Source organism: Alicyclobacillus fastidiosus (assembly GCF_026651875.1).
GTDB lineage: Bacteria > Bacillota > Bacilli > Alicyclobacillales > Alicyclobacillaceae > Alicyclobacillus > Alicyclobacillus fastidiosus.
The window spans coordinates 2422213-2438771 of the sequence record NZ_CP104067.1; the positions used below are offsets into that span (position 1 = coordinate 2422213).

Annotated in this window: 11 protein-coding genes and 3 pseudogenes; 7 read left to right on the forward strand and 7 right to left on the reverse strand. The window is 45.6% G+C overall.

The window, feature by feature from the left end; genetic code table 11:
• Positions 1–18 precede the first annotated feature (18 nt).
• Together NZD89_RS11950 and istA (NZD89_RS11955) are read right to left on the reverse strand one after the other, a co-directional pair.
• Positions 19–315: an ATP-binding protein gene (locus NZD89_RS11950; RefSeq protein ID WP_268007924.1), complete on the reverse strand. Its 297-nt coding sequence runs from the start codon at positions 313–315 to the stop codon at positions 19–21.
• A gap of 57 nt (positions 316–372) precedes the next feature.
• A pseudogene (gene istA, locus NZD89_RS11955) lies at positions 373–1901 on the reverse strand (IS21 family transposase).
• Between the two features lie 189 nt (positions 1902–2090).
• On the opposite strand from istA (NZD89_RS11955), the gene NZD89_RS11960 reads away from it, so the two are divergent.
• The 4 genes and pseudogenes from NZD89_RS11960 to NZD89_RS11975 all read left to right on the forward strand — a co-directional run bounded on the left by NZD89_RS11960 (position 2091) and on the right by NZD89_RS11975 (position 8182).
• Complete coding sequence (locus NZD89_RS11960) at positions 2091–4337, forward strand: SIR2 family NAD-dependent protein deacylase (protein ID WP_268007925.1); 2247 nt, start codon at positions 2091–2093, stop codon at positions 4335–4337.
• A 245-nt stretch (positions 4338–4582) separates the two neighbouring features.
• A pseudogene (gene istA, locus NZD89_RS11965) lies at positions 4583–6111 on the forward strand (IS21 family transposase).
• A gap of 57 nt (positions 6112–6168) precedes the next feature.
• A complete protein-coding gene (gene istB / locus NZD89_RS11970) occupies positions 6169–6927 on the forward strand; it encodes an IS21-like element helper ATPase IstB (RefSeq protein ID WP_268004560.1) in 759 nt (252 codons plus the stop codon).
• A 130-nt stretch (positions 6928–7057) separates the two neighbouring features.
• Positions 7058–8182 (forward strand): hypothetical protein, encoded by a 1125-nt coding sequence (locus NZD89_RS11975; protein ID WP_268007926.1) that lies wholly within the window; start codon positions 7058–7060, stop codon positions 8180–8182.
• 478 nt (positions 8183–8660) lie between these two features.
• Here the strand turns inward: NZD89_RS11975 and NZD89_RS11980 are convergent, their stop codons facing one another.
• Positions 8661–9098 (reverse strand): metal-dependent transcriptional regulator, encoded by a 438-nt coding sequence (locus tag NZD89_RS11980; RefSeq protein ID WP_268007927.1) that lies wholly within the window; start codon positions 9096–9098, stop codon positions 8661–8663.
• Between the two features lie 30 nt (positions 9099–9128).
• Positions 9129–10433: an Nramp family divalent metal transporter gene (locus NZD89_RS11985; protein ID WP_268007928.1), complete on the reverse strand. Its 1305-nt coding sequence runs from the start codon at positions 10431–10433 to the stop codon at positions 9129–9131.
• 415 nt (positions 10434–10848) lie between these two features.
• On the opposite strand from NZD89_RS11985, the pseudogene NZD89_RS11990 reads away from it, so the two are divergent.
• The 3 genes and pseudogenes from NZD89_RS11990 (at position 10849) to NZD89_RS12000 (ending at position 14059) form a co-directional block, all read left to right on the forward strand.
• Positions 10849–11579 (forward strand): annotated as a pseudogene (locus tag NZD89_RS11990) (VIT1/CCC1 transporter family protein).
• A 283-nt stretch (positions 11580–11862) separates the two neighbouring features.
• A complete protein-coding gene (locus NZD89_RS11995; protein ID WP_268007930.1) occupies positions 11863–12114 on the forward strand; it encodes a hypothetical protein in 252 nt (83 codons plus the stop codon).
• Positions 12107–14059 carry an insertion element protein gene (locus tag NZD89_RS12000; protein ID WP_268007931.1) on the forward strand — a complete coding sequence of 651 codons (1953 nt, stop codon included), beginning with the start codon at positions 12107–12109 and terminating at the stop codon, positions 14057–14059. Before NZD89_RS11995 ends, NZD89_RS12000 begins: the two co-directional genes overlap by 8 nt.
• Before the next feature lie 90 nt (positions 14060–14149).
• Here the strand turns inward: NZD89_RS12000 and NZD89_RS12005 are convergent, their stop codons facing one another.
• Genes NZD89_RS12005 through NZD89_RS12015 form a run of 3 tightly spaced genes read right to left on the reverse strand, consistent with a single transcriptional unit; the run spans position 14150 to position 15712 of the window.
• On the reverse strand, positions 14150–14524 hold the full coding sequence (locus NZD89_RS12005; RefSeq protein ID WP_268007932.1) for a hypothetical protein: 375 nt from the start codon (positions 14522–14524) through the stop codon (positions 14150–14152).
• Positions 14505–15392, reverse strand: a complete 888-nt coding sequence (locus tag NZD89_RS12010; RefSeq protein WP_268007933.1) for a hypothetical protein — start codon at positions 15390–15392, stop codon at positions 14505–14507. The genes NZD89_RS12005 and NZD89_RS12010 overlap by 20 nt, the downstream gene beginning before the upstream one ends.
• Positions 15392–15712, reverse strand: coding sequence for a PadR family transcriptional regulator (locus tag NZD89_RS12015; RefSeq protein WP_268007934.1), 321 nt, complete (start codon positions 15710–15712; stop codon positions 15392–15394). The genes NZD89_RS12010 and NZD89_RS12015 overlap by 1 nt, the downstream gene beginning before the upstream one ends.
• Positions 15713–16559: the final 847 nt, after the last annotated feature.

Consider the following 16559-nt stretch of genomic DNA (forward strand, 5'->3'; position numbering starts at 1 on the left):
CCAGGGAAAAATCGATGATTACACCAAGGAAAAAGTGATGATAAAACCAGGGAAATCTTCTTGACAAAACACAGTTCGAGACACGTGATTCTCAATTTCTTCGGGTGCCGCGTTGATTTTCAAGCGAGCTTCCCGAATCAGACGCTGTTGGCGATGGTTTTGTCGGTTAACCCATTCATGGTCAACCAAGAGACCAAACCGTTCCTCGAACGTGAGGCTCTGAGCATTTGGATCCTGAAGCTGTTGTGTGTAGGCGTCCGCCATGGCACCGAGTTTCATCTGGCGCAGGTACTGAAGGGTTGGATTGGTTAGCATGAATCGTCTCTCCTCATGTGAGGAGGGCAAGATTGGCCCTCCCATAGAATTGTGATATTAGTTAAGCAGGCCCGATTGGTAGTACTGTGCGCCACGAACATTGTTGTGGTTCGGTGTAACCCTGTGATCTCTAGCAACCAAGTCGGCCTTGTCCAATCCCTTTTGGAGGATGGATTTTACACTCCGATACGATGGTGAATTGATTGTGAGTGCACGTAACGCTGCCGCCTCGAGTCGTTCGGTAGAATACTGTTTACCAAGACCCAGTAATCCGAGGCACGAGCGGTATCCCTGCTCTGGATGCTTGAACTTCTGCAAAATCCGTTCCACCAACATCCCAGTGTTTGGTCCAACGCTGTTTCCCCAAGAGATGAGTCGAGAGGGTGTCCATTCCAGATGCTTCTGGTGAGATTTCGGACGATGGAGTGGCTCGGTACGTGCTTGGCCAGGTGCAAACGCGCGTGCGTGACTAGCAATCCGTTTACCCTTAAAGAAAATCTCAACTGTGTTCTGTGTAATCCGAGCGTCCACGCGTTGACCCACCAACGAGTAAGGAACGCTGTAAAACGCTCGATGTACTTCGATGTGGTAGTCTATGTGTACGCCGCACAGCTTCCACTCTGCGTATTCGTAGGGTGTTGCAGGCAGGGGTCGGAGGGCGAGCTGGTCCGTGGCCGCAAACAGGGACTGACGCGAGCCCTCTAGCTTTTGAAATGGTTTGTGATTCAGCCGATTCACCAGTTCTTTAATTGCCTGATTCAATTCATGAAAGCTAAAAAACACGCGGTTTCGAAGTACCGCCATAATCCAACGTTCCACGATTTGGACGCCGACTTCTGCCTTGGGCTTGTCCTTTGGCTTTCTGGGACGGGCCGGTAAGATGGCACAACCGTAGTGAGACGCCATTTCTTGATAGCTTCGATTGAGTGTGGGTTCGTATCGGTCTGCTTTAAACACTGCGGACTTGAGATTATCCGGGACGACCAACTCAGGAACACCGCCGAAGAACGCAAAAGCACGGACATGACCACTGATGAATGATTCCACGTTTTGAGCTGGGTGTGCCTCTGCGAACGTGTAGTTGCTCGCCCCCAATACAGCCACAAAGATTTGTGCATGTTGCACTTCTCCGGTTTCTCGATCTACAACAGGCAGTGTGGGGCCGGCGTAATCCACGAACATCTTTTCTCCGGCGCGATGTTCCTGGCGCATAGTGATTTGTAACTGTCTTTTCCAAACCCGATACCGTTCACAAAACTGGCTATACTGATACCCGTCTGGATGTTGTTCCTTGTACTCCATCCATAGTAGTTGTAGGGTGACACCCTTTCTCTTCAATTCCTGATGGATCTTTTCCCACTCCGGCTCGAAGCAGTTCTTGGGGCGACCCAGGGGGCAGGAAACAGTAGAGACTCCAATTTTGAGTCATCCATGTCGTCGGGAATTGGCCAAGAGAGGCCGATTTCCTTAGATCTTGTGATGATTTTGCTGATTGTGCTACGGGAGAGAGATACGCTTTTGGCGATGGTACGCTCGCTGAGTCCAGCCTCAGCGTACAACCTAAGTACTTCGTGGATCTTGCGCATTGGTGTCCTCCTTCTGGGCAACGGTGACAACAACTCCTTTCTGTCCAAGAGACTGAGACAGATTCAAGAGATCTGTTGTTCTACCTGCCGCTAAAATTGGAACCAACGCTACGAGGGGAAGAACCAAAAACTAGCTCTCAAAAGTGGCTGTGATTTTCCGGAACAGGTGGCCGCGAATTTCCGGAACGAGTGGCTGCGATTAAACGGAACGCCCGGCCGCTATTTTCCGGAATGCGTGGCTTTTTTCATCCGGAATACGCAACCAAGGAAACTTTCAAGACTTGGACAGCATTTATTGAACAAATTGGACAACGGCTGTGGAAAGATCTCTATTCAAACGATATCAATAAATTCAAGGAAAAAATTTATGGAAATCACCTCTTAGTGGCGCAATTATACCAAGAGGAGTTTGGAACTCAAGCTTTTTATAACGAACTGTTACAAGCAATTCCTTATGATAAATACCAACCATCCCATGCTCATTGGGAATTACTTTCATTGGGGTGGAGGGACATTATTACTACCAATCAGGACGATCTTATTGAGCGAGCATTGAACGATTTATATATTTCTCATGACGTTATTTTAGACGATCTTGACATCCCGACAAAGGGGAACCCATTAAAGGTACACAAAATTCACGGTAGTATGGAACGTCCGTCCAGCATTGTGTTTACGGAAGAGCATTATCGCACGTACGAACATAGTCATCCTCTGATGTTTGTGAAATTAAAATCAATGTTTGCTGAGAATACGATTGTATTCGTTGGGTATAGTTTGACAGATCCCGATTTTAAAATTATTCATGGTTGGGTCAGCGATGTGCTAAGTCCAAAGTTCCAAAGAAAGGCTTATGCGTTTGTGTTTGCTGACGAGATAGATCGGTATACAGCACGTTATTGGGAACAAAGAAACATTATCCTGTTACCGATACCCGTCCAAAATAATTTAAACCGAAAACAAACATTTCTCTCAGGAATCAGGGAATATATCGAAATATTAAAACCCAGTCGTCACGACAACGAAGGAGACACGTCGGATACTGATTATAAGACCCTGGGTCAGTATAACTCCTTTACTCAAAAGTACAAGGATTTAAAGGCTCTTGACGTAAAAGCCATGATTAATGATATGCAAGTTCTCCCAAATGACGGCTCTAGTTCAGCAGTTATGAGAATTTTCTTCTGGAAAATCATCGATGTGCTTAAAAACCTTTCCGATGACGAATATAAATTTGGGATTTTTGTTCAATGGTTGAAATTTGTTAATCCGTTTACGTCGGTTGGTCAACATACTTTAATAGACTATCTCATCACGCAGTTAAAGTTGCATCCAGAGTGGGGGAATCAGCGAGTTCTAGAGGAGTTTTACCAATTAAAAGCTGAATCGTTATGTCGGATTGGTAAATATGCTGATGCCAATAGTTTGTGCCAAGAGATCATGGCAACAGAGTCTGATCTTTCTTTGGACTTACAAAATAACTTGCTCTTCATCCGTCTTATCGCTGCCAAATTTGAATTTGACCTCCATCAAGTTCGAGAATTGGTTGGGCGGATCGTATTGGAATCGGAAGATCCGATTTGGTTAAATCGTATTGGAAATGCACTTTTAATTTTGGGAGATGACGTTCTCGCCAGTGTGTATTTCAACCGCGCAATTAAAGCCGCTCAGGACACAAGAGATAATTGGAATCAGTTTGTGGCTTACAATTCGCTTCTGCTAATACGAGACAGCACGTACACCAGACTACATTCTGTTAAAATGCGTAATGTCCATGAAAGTCTGGTCGAAGTTAAAAATTCATTTACTAAGACACCTGACCCAAGATATAAGCGCTTGAAGGAATTCGAACAACTTAAAACAAGGTGGAATGAGTACCACGTTTGGGAGATGGATGTGAAATCCGAACATCGTGCAGCGTTTAATTCCGAGTCAACGAACCTCTACTTCGACCTATGGGACTACATTTATTTTGTACAAGCTATGGGGTTGCCGGATGCGTATTTGCAAGGTTCCACATACGATAAAGTGGGCGCTATGCTTTTTGAAAATAACCCTGTAATTGGAGTAAAGTTTGCTGTTTACTTTGGGCACACAGATACCTTATCGAAGCGATTAAGTTTTTCACGAATATCGGAACTTTCTACTGACAGTCGTGATGAGTTGTCGAAATTAAGCAATGAAATTTATAGTTCTTTATTAAAATGGATTGAGCGACCTGGCGAGCTGAAATATTTTGGATGTATCGGAGTATGGTTTGATGCCCTTGCTAAATTATGGAGTTTTCTCATTCCAGTTTCTTTTGATGAGGAAATAAAGGGTATTGAGGATTTTTCGTGGAGGCTCTTTGAATCGTTGACCAATGGACGACTGTTAATGCAATTTCACCAAGTAGCCGAGCAGATAATCCATGTGCTAGGTGCGTATTCCGGATGAAAAAAGCCACGCATTCCGGAAAATAGCGGCCGGGCGTTCCGTTTAATCGCAGCCACTCGTTCCGGAAATTCGCGGCCACCTGTTCCGGAAAATCACAGCCACTTTTGAGAGCTAGTTTTTGGTTCTTCCCCTCGTAGCGTTGGTTCCAATTTTAGCGGCAGGTAGAACAACAGATCTCTTGAATCTGTCTCAGTCTCTTGGACAGAAAGGAGTTGTTGTCACCGTTGCCCAGAAGGAGGACACCAATGCGCAAGATCCACGAAGTACTTAGGTTGTACGCTGAGGCTGGACTCAGCGAGCGTACCATCGCCAAAAGCGTATCTCTCTCCCGTAGCACAATCAGCAAAATCATCACAAGATCTAAGGAAATCGGCCTCTCTTGGCCAATTCCCGACGACATGGATGACTCAAAATTGGAGTCTCTACTGTTTCCTGCCCCCTGGGTCGCCCCAAGAACTGCTTCGAGCCGGAGTGGGAAAAGATCCATCAGGAATTGAAGAGAAAGGGTGTCACCCTACAACTACTATGGATGGAGTACAAGGAACAACATCCAGACGGGTATCAGTATAGCCAGTTTTGTGAACGGTATCGGGTTTGGAAAAGACAGTTACAAATCACTATGCGCCAGGAACATCGCGCCGGAGAAAAGATGTTCGTGGATTACGCCGGCCCCACACTGCCTGTTGTAGATCGAGAAACCGGAGAAGTGCAACATGCACAAATCTTTGTGGCTGTATTGGGGGCGAGCAACTACACGTTCGCAGAGGCACACCCAGCTCAAAACGTGGAATCATTCATCAGTGGTCATGTCCGTGCTTTTGCGTTCTTCGGCGGTGTTCCTGAGTTGGTCGTCCCGGATAATCTCAAGTCCGCAGTGTTTAAAGCAGACCGATACGAACCCACACTCAATCGAAGCTATCAAGAAATGGCGTCTCACTACGGTTGTGCCATCTTACCGGCCCGTCCCAGAAAGCCAAAGGACAAGCCCAAGGCAGAAGTCGGCGTCCAAATCGTGGAACGTTGGATTATGGCGGTACTTCGAAACCGCGTGTTTTTTAGCTTTCATGAATTGAATCAGGCAATTAAAGAACTGGTGAATCGGCTGAATCACAAACCATTTCAAAAGCTAGAGGGCTCGCGTCAGTCCCTGTTTGCGGCCACGGACCAGCTCGCCCTCCGACCCCTGCCTGCAACACCCTACGAATACGCAGAGTGGAAGCTGTGCGGCGTACACATAGACTACCACATCGAAGTACATCGAGCGTTTTACAGCGTTCCTTACTCGTTGGTGGGTCAACGCGTGGACGCTCGGATTACACAGAACACAGTTGAGATTTTCTTTAAGGGTAAACGGATTGCTAGTCACGCACGCGCGTTTGCACCTGGCCAAGCACGTACCGAGCCACTCCATCGTCCGAAATCTCACCAGAAGCATCTGGAATGGACACCCTCTCGACTCATCTCTTGGGGAAACAGCGTTGGACCAAACACTGGGATGTTGGTGGAACGGATTTTGCAGAAGTTCAAGCATCCAGAGCAGGGATACCGCTCGTGCCTCGGATTACTGGGTCTTGGTAAACAGTATTCTACCGAACGACTCGAGGCGGCAGCGTTACGTGCACTCACAATCAATTCACCATCGTATCGGAGTGTAAAATCCATCCTCCAAAAGGGATTGGACAAGGCCGACTTGGTTGCTAGAGATCACAGGGTTACACCGAACCACAACAATGTTCGTGGCGCACAGTACTACCAATCGGGCCTGCTTAACTAATATCACAATTCTATGGGAGGGCCAATCTTGCCCTCCTCACATGAGGAGAGACGATTCATGCTAACCAATCCAACCCTTCAGTACCTGCGCCAGATGAAACTCGGTGCCATGGCGGACGCCTACACACAACAGCTTCAGGATCCAAATGCTCAGAGCCTCACGTTCGAGGAACGGTTTGGTCTCTTGGTTGACCATGAATGGGTTAACCGACAAAACCATCGCCAACAGCGTCTGATTCGGGAAGCTCGCTTGAAAATCAACGCGGCACCCGAAGAAATTGAGAATCACGTGTCTCGAACATTGGATCACGGATTGCTTCGTTCACTGACCACCGGGCAATGGGTCCAAGCACATCATAATCTCATCCTAGTCGGCCCGACAGGTGTCGGGAAAACCTTCATTGCTTGCGCATTAGGTACAGCCGCTTGCCGTCAAAATCTTAATGTCCGTTATTTTCGAGTTTCTAAACTTCTTCAGGAATCACTTATCGCCAAAGGGGATGGATCCTACGAGCGATTACAACGCCACATTCGGAAGGCAGACCTGCTCATTCTTGACGACTGGGGATTGGCACCTATGTCTGTCCCCGAAAGTCGAGATCTCCTAGATCTATTAGACGAAAGGACAAACACGCATTCCACTTGTATTGCCAGTCAACTGCCTGTCGAGCTATGGCACGAGCATTTTGTAGATCCCACACTTGCTGACGCGATTCTTGACCGCATTGTGCACAACGCTTATAAGCTTGAAATCAATGGAGAATCGATGCGTAAATTAAAAAGTTCATTGTCTATAGAAGATAATTCTGGTAAGTAGAATATAACCACGTTACGAGGCGGTCAAAAGTGGCTGCAAATTACCGGATTCGGTGGCCGCGATTTATCGGATTCACTGGCCTACATATTTCCGGAACAGGTGGCCGAATTCACCGGAATACGCACTAGGTATGAGTTTTTACTACAGACATGAAAAACACACGCAAAATCGGATCACAGAAATCATAAATCAGTTTGCAGGGCAACATCTACTTTCGGTGAGCTTTGGCTCTCTCCCTTGGGAGCAATTTGTTCATCCAATGGAAATCACCGAAGAAGCAATTGGGAAACTCGTTGAAAGTAATGAATATGGAATCGTATACAATCTAATGCAGTTCAAATTGATCTCCGATTCAGTGAAGAATCTAATTCGTGAGGCATTGTACCATAATGGCAACCTATTCAGGGGAGAAAATGATTTTATCCAGAAATTTCTTTTACTAAAGTTTTTTGCAACTGAAGTTGACGAAGGTCTCCGGAAAATGTTAATTGACAAAGCCACAACTACGTTTTGCAGTCAGAACAGTTCACGGAATTTGTCACTACTCACAGGATTGGGGGGGATCGTCACTTGGATATCCGCAGAAAATGTTCAACATTTATTAGAAGCATGTCAAAATAAAATGAAACAAACCGACGAACGGAGTATGCTGTATGCTAGGGACGAAATTGTGACCGCGTACTTAATATTCATATATCGACTTGACGAAGCGGGCAAATTGGGCGATTCGAGTTTATTCAATACTGAACTGGAACGTTACAAAAACAACCTGTCCAACACGTTCGCCGTAGTTCTAGAGGAAAACCCAAACGTGATAAATCGGCTTGCACCGAGCGCTTTTCGAGATGGAATTTTAATACCCAATCCCAAACAGCGTAGAAAGTATATAGAGTTGACTGGGCGTTGGCTAGCGAAGAACGAAAATTTAACTGACGATGGATGGGCACTATTAGAAATAATTCTTGCTGGCTTTTATGATTCCAACGTAGAAGTAGCAAGTGAGTCTATTCGTGCTGTAGCCTTTATCGTCAAAGCTGGTCAAGAGTGGATACTACAGTATCGGCAGCGTATCGTTGACGCTACCGCATTCAGCTTCGAACGCAATGATATTCGTTTGCTCACAAACTTAGCCTTTTTATACAAGGAACTTTCTGGACAAGTGGAGGACGATGTCTCCGATGCGGTGAATCAAAAACTCGCCGTACTCCGAGACATGCATTACGCAAATGTCCGTCGAGAAGTGTCTCCACATTGACACAAGCCGCCCATATGGGCGGTTTTTTCACCTCTGTCGTAAAATCACGTTCGGGTGATCGTTCCCCTTCAGGTACGTTTGATTTGGCTCTGGTGCAAAAATTTACGAAACCACAATATACAGTGGTGTATCGTAACTGATTCCACACTACATGTGGTGTATTCAAATATTTTTGCACCAGAACCCCCTTTAGTTTGTAGTAATGTGAATATTAATCGAATCGGAATTGTTCTTTTGATGCCAGCCGATTCATGTGACGAGTTCCAGCAGAAAAAGATAAATCCCTTGATAACACTTGTTAGCGTTTAGACAGTTCGTGTTTGAGTAATCCATATTAATTTGATGACTTTGTTACAGATTGCTTTGTTTCTTTTGAGTTGTGTAAAACACGAGTTCTAACAACATGCCGAGTCACCAGTAAAGCGCCGACGGTAACAGTTCCGACAAGGCATTCCATGTTTTCACCTCCTCAAGGCTTTCACGAATTCATCCCGACATCTTCGAACTTTCGCCAATTACGATATTGGTCCCACCATTCTGGATGTAGTTGAATGAACTTGAGCAAATGTCTCATGTTGTTCAACACCTCATCCGAAATGTAATGCTCAACACCTTCAACCGTTTGGTGTACCGTATCTGAGCTATCTAACTCCATACTCTCTAAGAATTCCTTGATAATAGTTCTGCGTTCGTGTAACTTTTGACCTCGCTGATACCCATCAGGAGTCATTCGAAAACCCATGTAACGCCTGCGCTCTACGATGCCATCTTTATGAAGTTTCTCAATCATCTTGCTGACAGAGGGGCTGTTGACTCCTAATGCCGTTGCGACATCTTTTACTCGGACGTATCCATGCCGGGTGGTTAAATCCCAAATTGCCTCAAGATAGTCTTCCTGTGTCGGACTAAAGGGCATCAGAGCATTTCACCTCTCTTAATCGGCTACTCACGAGGGCATTGGACCGCCGAAGGTCTGATAAATCAGGAGCAGATTTAATACAACGATGATCACAGCACACGCAGAAGCCGATACCGTCACCAGTCGTTTGTTTGTTAGAACACCCATTAACTCGCGGCGACGGGTAAAGTAAATTAAGGCGATGACTGGCATCGGAAGGACCAAACTTAAGATGACTTGGCTGATAACTAATGTCTCTGTAGCGTTAATGCCGAGTGCCACAATAATAACGGTAGGGAGCATCGTGAGTACTCGACGTAACCACAACGGGATTGTGAAGCCGACAAACCCTTGCATAATGACTTGACCAGCCATAGTACCGACAGCAGAACTGGAGAGTCCAGATGAGAGCAAGGACACGAGGAACACGCCTGCCGATGCTGACCCAAGAAGGGGTGTGAGCGTCTTGTATGCAGTTTGGATATCGGCGATTTGCGTTTGCCCGTGAGCGTTGAATACGGATGCAGCCATGTACATCATTGCCAAGTTGATGAGCCCAGCCAATGTCATTGCAATGATTACTTCTTTTGTACTGAAACCAAAGATACGCTTCTTTTCAGTGTCGTCGCGTGGAACAATTCTGTCCTTTGTTAAGCTAGAGTGTAGATATACCACGTGTGGCATGACGGTCGCACCAATGACACCCACAGCGAGCAACACGGCGCTGCTGTTGCCCATCCAAGGAACAACACTATGGTAAGCCACTAGCCCCCAACTAGGCTTAGAGAGAAAAGTTTCCACGAGATAGCAGAGTGCAATGACAATAACCAAGGCGCTAATAAACTTTTCAAGCGGGCGAAACCCAAATCGGTCAAGCATTAGAATGAGGTATGTTGCAATACCTGTAATTAGCGTACCAATCAACATTGGGATATGAAGAAGTAAGTTCAACCCGATCGTTGCTCCAAGGAATTCGGCAATGTCGGTTGCCATCGCTGCGACTTCGGAAAACCCCCACATTGTGTAGGACAACCACTTTGGGAAATACTTACGGCACAACTCAGGTAAGTTTTGTCCGGTGGCAATCCCCAATTTTGCAGACATGTTTTGAATTAGCATTGCCATGAGGTTTGCTAAAACGACCACCCATAGCAACTTGTAACCAAATTCAGAACCACTTTGAATGTTCGTGGCGTAATTACCGGGATCAATGTACGCGACCGCGGCAATAAACGCTGGTCCGAGAAATGGAAGAAGGGCACGCAGTCCTCTTCGCTGTCTGGTAATGGCGGCTCGGGCTGCAAGAACTGCCTTGGTCTCTTCAACTTGAATCTGAGTTGCGGGTGCACTCATCAAATACACTTCCCTTCAATCTGGTTACGAAGCAGTACTGAGTTAGTACATTTAGGCAACGGACAAAGTTTTAGTTAAGGGAAACTTTTTAGGTTGAAATTGCCCATGAATTAAGTACAAACACGTCAAGTATGTAGGGCAATACAATTCGGACAATTAGCGAGAGCTAAAACTTTTTCCCATGCGCAACTTTCACTTTTATGATATGCACAGAATTGTAAATATGCAACCAAAATTTTCTCGGCGTATGTACTAATGGATGATCAGGGTACAAGTTAGGGCACAGAAACTCATCGATTTAGGGGATTTCAATTATCGTGGTACAGGCGTGCTTAATTTACAAAATTAGGGTTGACTATTCGCTTAGTCTAAATTCAATATTGACACTGTACTTTCCCATGATGAGGTGATAAGCATGGCAACTCTTTCTCCGTCACAACGACTGGATGAATTTTTAGGTAAGGAAAAACAGAATCATGTGGCAGGATGGATTGGTGACGCAATATATGGTGTAAATGACGGATTAGGTGCCATCTTCGGCATCATTGCGGGTGTAGCGGGTTATACGTCCAATAGTCATACGATATTAATCTCTGGTTTTTTTGGCGCATTGGCGAGTACGTTGTCAATGGGAGCAGGTGCCTGGTTGGCAACGAAATCGGAGAACGAGCTGATGGAGACCACCTTATCTCGAGCACGCAAGTCTATTGAAGATGAACCGACACGTGAGATTGAGAAGTTGTCTTTAATTTATCAAGTAAAGGGTTTTAATGAAAAGGATGCGAACCATATAGCACAGACAATCGCGAAGGATGACGCAATGTTCCTTCAGACCATTGCGCAAGAAAAGCACGGACTGCATGAGTCCGGAAAAGGCAACCCGTGGTCATCTGCGATTTCAGGATCCATCTCTACGTTTGTAGGGGCAATTGTTCCCTTACTTCCGTTTTTTTCGTGCATGGTACTGTAGCGCTAATCATTGCGGCGATTGTCTCTATTTTGGCGCACTTTATTGTAGGGGCTGCGAAAAGTCTCGTTACAGTTCGTTCCTGGTGGTCTAGCGGATTGGAAATGACGATGGCAGGAATTATTGTCGGTGTTGTTTCCTACGGACTCGGATTATTGGGTAATGTGTTACTCGGATAGTTTTTTAACTTTGAGAAAAAGAAAAGGGGAGCCGATAAAGTTAAGGGGTTCCGTTTTGGAGTAGAAAATATGAAATGACACATTAAATGACGTGCTAATTGACACATCAATTGGCACGTCATTTTTGTTACTGTGACGCTGTTTATCGCATTTTCTCCCGATCAATTGGCATAGCATGTTTAAACGATGTAAAATGCGGTAATAATTTTATTACCAGTGTCAATTTGATGCCAATTCACCTGTCAATTGACATGACAAACGAAAGGTCGAACGGGAGGGCAATATGGAGTACATTAAGCCAAAGAATACGGACAGGCGAAGGGTTGAATGGAAGGTATCCGCGCAAACCAGTGCCATTGTGAAGTATTACGCCCAGTACACGGGTTACAGCGAAGATGAAGTGGTGGACATGTTTCTTATTCAACTCCGCGACGACCCCCAATTCCTAACTTGGTTGCAGAAGCAACGCCGAAACAAACGTGCAATGGAACAAATCTACTCAGATACACCCATAAAGGAAGAGAACATTGGCTAATTTGAAGCGTCAAGCAACTATTGAAGAAACTGCAACGGTTGAATGCCCAGTCACTTCTGGGGAACTATCTTCGCGTCAGACAGACTATCTCCTGCTTTCGCCTGTTCAATTTGCGAAGAAATATCGCAACGTCCTATTCCGCCCTGTCCGCCTAAACCTAGATGGAAGGGCTTTCGACATACAAGTAAACGCCTGTACGAACCCGTTCTGTAAGTGGTTTGGTCGCCCGCAGGAGCGGTTCGAGACCGTCAAGCACAAACCGTACCGATACAAACTCGTTGGCTCGGACAAGTCAGAAAGTAAATCCATCGTTTGCAATCCTGATCCAACGGGTTCAACTATTGGGATGACTTGGAACTGTTACTCTGGACCCTTATCCAACTGGTCAGTGGCAGAAGAAATCACTCGACTGGCGACATTGGACAAAGTGACAGACTGGACACCTGAGTACGAGTTTCACCGTGAGACGTGTCCAACCGCCAATGAAACGCCCTTTTCAAATCCGAAGGCGTTCTACAAACAAGGCAAGAGCAAATCGAACGCTCAGCGGTGGCAATGTAAAACATGCAAAAAATTCACACACGTTTTACCAAAACAACGGGAGTCGTTTTCGTATCATCAGAAACGAAACGACATTCTGCCACGGTTTGCGGATCTTTTGATCGCTCGCACGCCTGTCAAACGAATATGCGAGACATTGAAAATAGGTTCGGAAACCTATTACAACAAGCTAGAATGGCTGTATCAAAAGTGTTTGGAATTCTTGGAACGGCATGAGACAAAAGCGTTAGCCAATCATCAGTTCGATACGCTTTGGGTGGATACCGACCAACTGGTTTATTACCTGAACTACATCAAGCGGCATGGTCAAGGCGGTCGAGGCTTTCGTGAACGCGAACAACAGATGTTCGAAACGCATGTGCTCATCAGTTGCGATGTAATTTTGCGGTATGTCTTTCGTGCGGACTTGGCTTACGATTGGAATGTCGACCTTGACGCCATTCAGCAGGATACACTGGCATACAAAGATGACCACTTGAATTTGTTTGCTCGCAAGAACGGGCGGTTGCGTAACCCGTTCACATTCTGTCCGCAGCCACCAACTGAATACAACGGACAAACGCAAGCGGAGTACGAATTGGCAATACGCTCGTTTTGGAACCGAGCAAGGTACACCGATGGCGTTCATGTCAATCAAACCTACACTGCCATCGCTCACTATTGGTTGTTGAAACAATTGTTGAGTGCCAAAGAGTGGCGGTTCATTTCGGACGAGGACGGCTCCATCATGTATTCCTTGTACCGTGTATTCGCTCCCGAAATTCGGCGGGCAGAAGCTCACCACTTCTTGTGTAAGTTGGAACGAGGAAAGAGCAGTGAACAAGCGTATGCCGAGTATAAGGAAGGCTGGAAAGACTTGCGGTATTACGCACGGGCAATGGGGATGGATTTGAAGTCGCCCTATGCTGCTGCCAGATCACTCATGGAAGCGAAATTTCATACCCATTCGTTCCATGAAGAAGTCGTGATCGGCGGAAAAACCTATCGGAAGAAAGCCAAGCGACCCATTCGACACCCGCTTCCGACCCGAGACAGAGGTTTTTATGAAGTGGATTGTGCAACCGACTTGTCGGCGTATTCACCTGATGAAATTGCGGAGATGGTTCTTCAGGTGAACAATCACGCAACGAACGCCTTTATGCAACAAATTCGTCGTCGGTTGTCCATCTTGGAGCGTCCACTTGTCACAGCAAGCGGTGAAGGCAAGAGTTATATCTACGCTAATTTCAATCCGAAGTATGCACGGCACGTCATCACCATCTTACGGACGTACCATAACTTCTGTAAGCCAATCAAATCGGGCGACGAATTTGTAACCCCAGCTCAACGGCTAGGGATTACGGACAAGCAGTTTGACATGAAGGACATCATTTACTTTTCATGAATAGCGTAAAAAACAGCCACGAGGCATCGTGGCTGTAATTAATAACGCACATTCAGTAGTTTTTCAAAGCTTGTGTAAAACACACTGTAATCAAGTCTTCTTCATGAACAACTTTCGAAGTTGCCAGCCTAAATACCCTAGTGCCGCCCCGCACAACAACACAAATAAGGATGGCAGGATAATCAGCGGGATCAGAATTAGGATCTGGGTAAGGGAGTGGATGTTGTGGTTGTCAAACCACAAGTATGCATAGGACAATAGAAAACCAAACGTGGCTCCTAATCGTAATGCGTCCTTTTTACTTGTCCCGAGCCATGTTGTCAAAATAAGGGCGAGAATACCCCACGGCACCGCATTTGGCAGCAGATTTCCATAGTTGAGCTGACCGAAAACAAAAGCAGTAATCAGAGCAAGAAGTAACGTGAACCAATACCGAGTCGAAAGTTTATTCAAACTGTGTTTCATGATATATCCCAAGTCCTTTTATTGTCCCTCGTCGAATTCCCATCCAAGCGAATATTGTTCCGAGAGCCATAAAGATGATGCCTGTAATGAACATCGGGCTACCCACATCCTGAGTGATGAATAGTTGTGGTGCGTAGGCGGTAATCAAGATGATAAGAACTGTTGACAGAACAACGGAAACAATCATGCCGAATAAAATAACAATCTCGGGCACAAACATGAATTTTAGTTCTCGTAATTGGAAATCCGTTCTGGAAATTGTCAATGAGGCAGAAATCGTCCCAACGATTAATTCAATAGCGACTAGAGTCAAATAACTTAGAAAAAAACCGACCAAATGATGTTTGGCGAATGCAATCCGATGCCAGTCTGCTAAAATAGCGGTTTCGAGAATGAACAGCACAAGGCATGATAACGCGACCCCAAAAGGCACTAACGCGTCTCTTTTCCTGTTTTTGATAGCTCGCTTAACGGAAATGAGGAAAATCGGAAGACCACCGACCAAAAAAGCAACAAACGCCAAACAACCAACGATTAAAACTGCAGTATGGAGAATTCCGAACTCAGGGTGAACCTTATTTGCCGCTTGAAATAGAGTCATTGGGTCGTTAAGCCGTTGCAACATTCCCCAACCTACTCCAAACAACATAAATGCACAAAAAATCATGATCATGCCCGAACGAAGTCGGTTTACCATATACATCACTCCTTCCGAAAAACCGTCGTAATTCAAGTTCGCATCTAGAGCACCCATCAACAGGTCGATGACTGTTGCAGGTGAGACCCTATGTTCTTCCAAGACCGCTAACACTTCTTCTTCATACCGTTCACGCCATTGGCGAGGGTAAAGTTGTAGCAACCAACGCATTAAAATCCCTCCATCGTTGCCAATCGGCTCTTTCCAACTAAAGCGACCTGTTCCAATGTTGCAACTTGTTCACGAAGTACAGTCACGCCTTCGCCAGTAATGCGGTATGGTCGCCGTCTTTCATTCGTGGGGAGTGCCTCTATCCAGCCCTGTTTCTCTAAGCGTGTAATCGCGCCGTAAAGTGTCCCTGGTTCTAATTGCGTACCACTAAACGCACGAATGTCTTCCATCATGGCGTAGCCGTGTTTTGGACCGTTCGCCAAGCTTGACAGAATAAGGAACGACGCGTCCGAAAAACGCCCTAATTCGTTCTTTCTCATTAGAAGTACCTCCAATTTTATTACGTTACTCTTATTAAGTTTAACTGAATAATAAAATGTCCTTTTCTTTGTGTCAAGGATTTTTGATGAAAAAAAGTGGCACACCAATTGATGTGCCACTTTTCGTGTCAAATGAAATGTCAAAGCCATGTCATTTCGGGGTGCCATTTTGTATTTTCTACTCCAAAACGGAACCCCTTACGATAAAGTGCTACCCCTTTTCATGCACCGCAAACCCCGAGTATGGTACTGCGTATTATGTATGTCATCTTATACAAAGCTATGCCTGTCTTATAGGGGGGACTCACGAGGTGAAAATGCTTGGAATGGGGATATACACATTCTTCGTGTAACCACTAGTAAACCTGATGGATGCCAACGGCAATCAGTAAAAAGCCTGAACAAATGAAGAGTATTTCCATAATAATCTGGCGAGTACACCGATACCTACAATGTTGCCAACCCAAATCATGATGTATCCCCAGACCGTGACACTGACAACGGTTGCCCAAAAAGACGCCGCATTGGAGATTGTAGCTCCAAACCCAGTTATCAAATTCGTGAATGACAGTGCCAAGCCGAGAACAATTCCTTGTTTCCACCCTGGCTTTTTGATACGCATTTGTCTTGTTTTTGAGAAATTCGGGGATGAATGTACGCTGAATACCAGAAAAATACTCCAATACAAACAAGTACAATGCAGGATGTCCACGATGCCTGACTCTGATTAAGGTAGTGTGAGATGATCTCCCCAGTGGTATGCTCCGAGGAGCGTTGTAAAAAATCCGACAGCATTGACGATTGCATTGACCCAGTGGGGAAACTTGATTTTGTTACTTCCGTATGC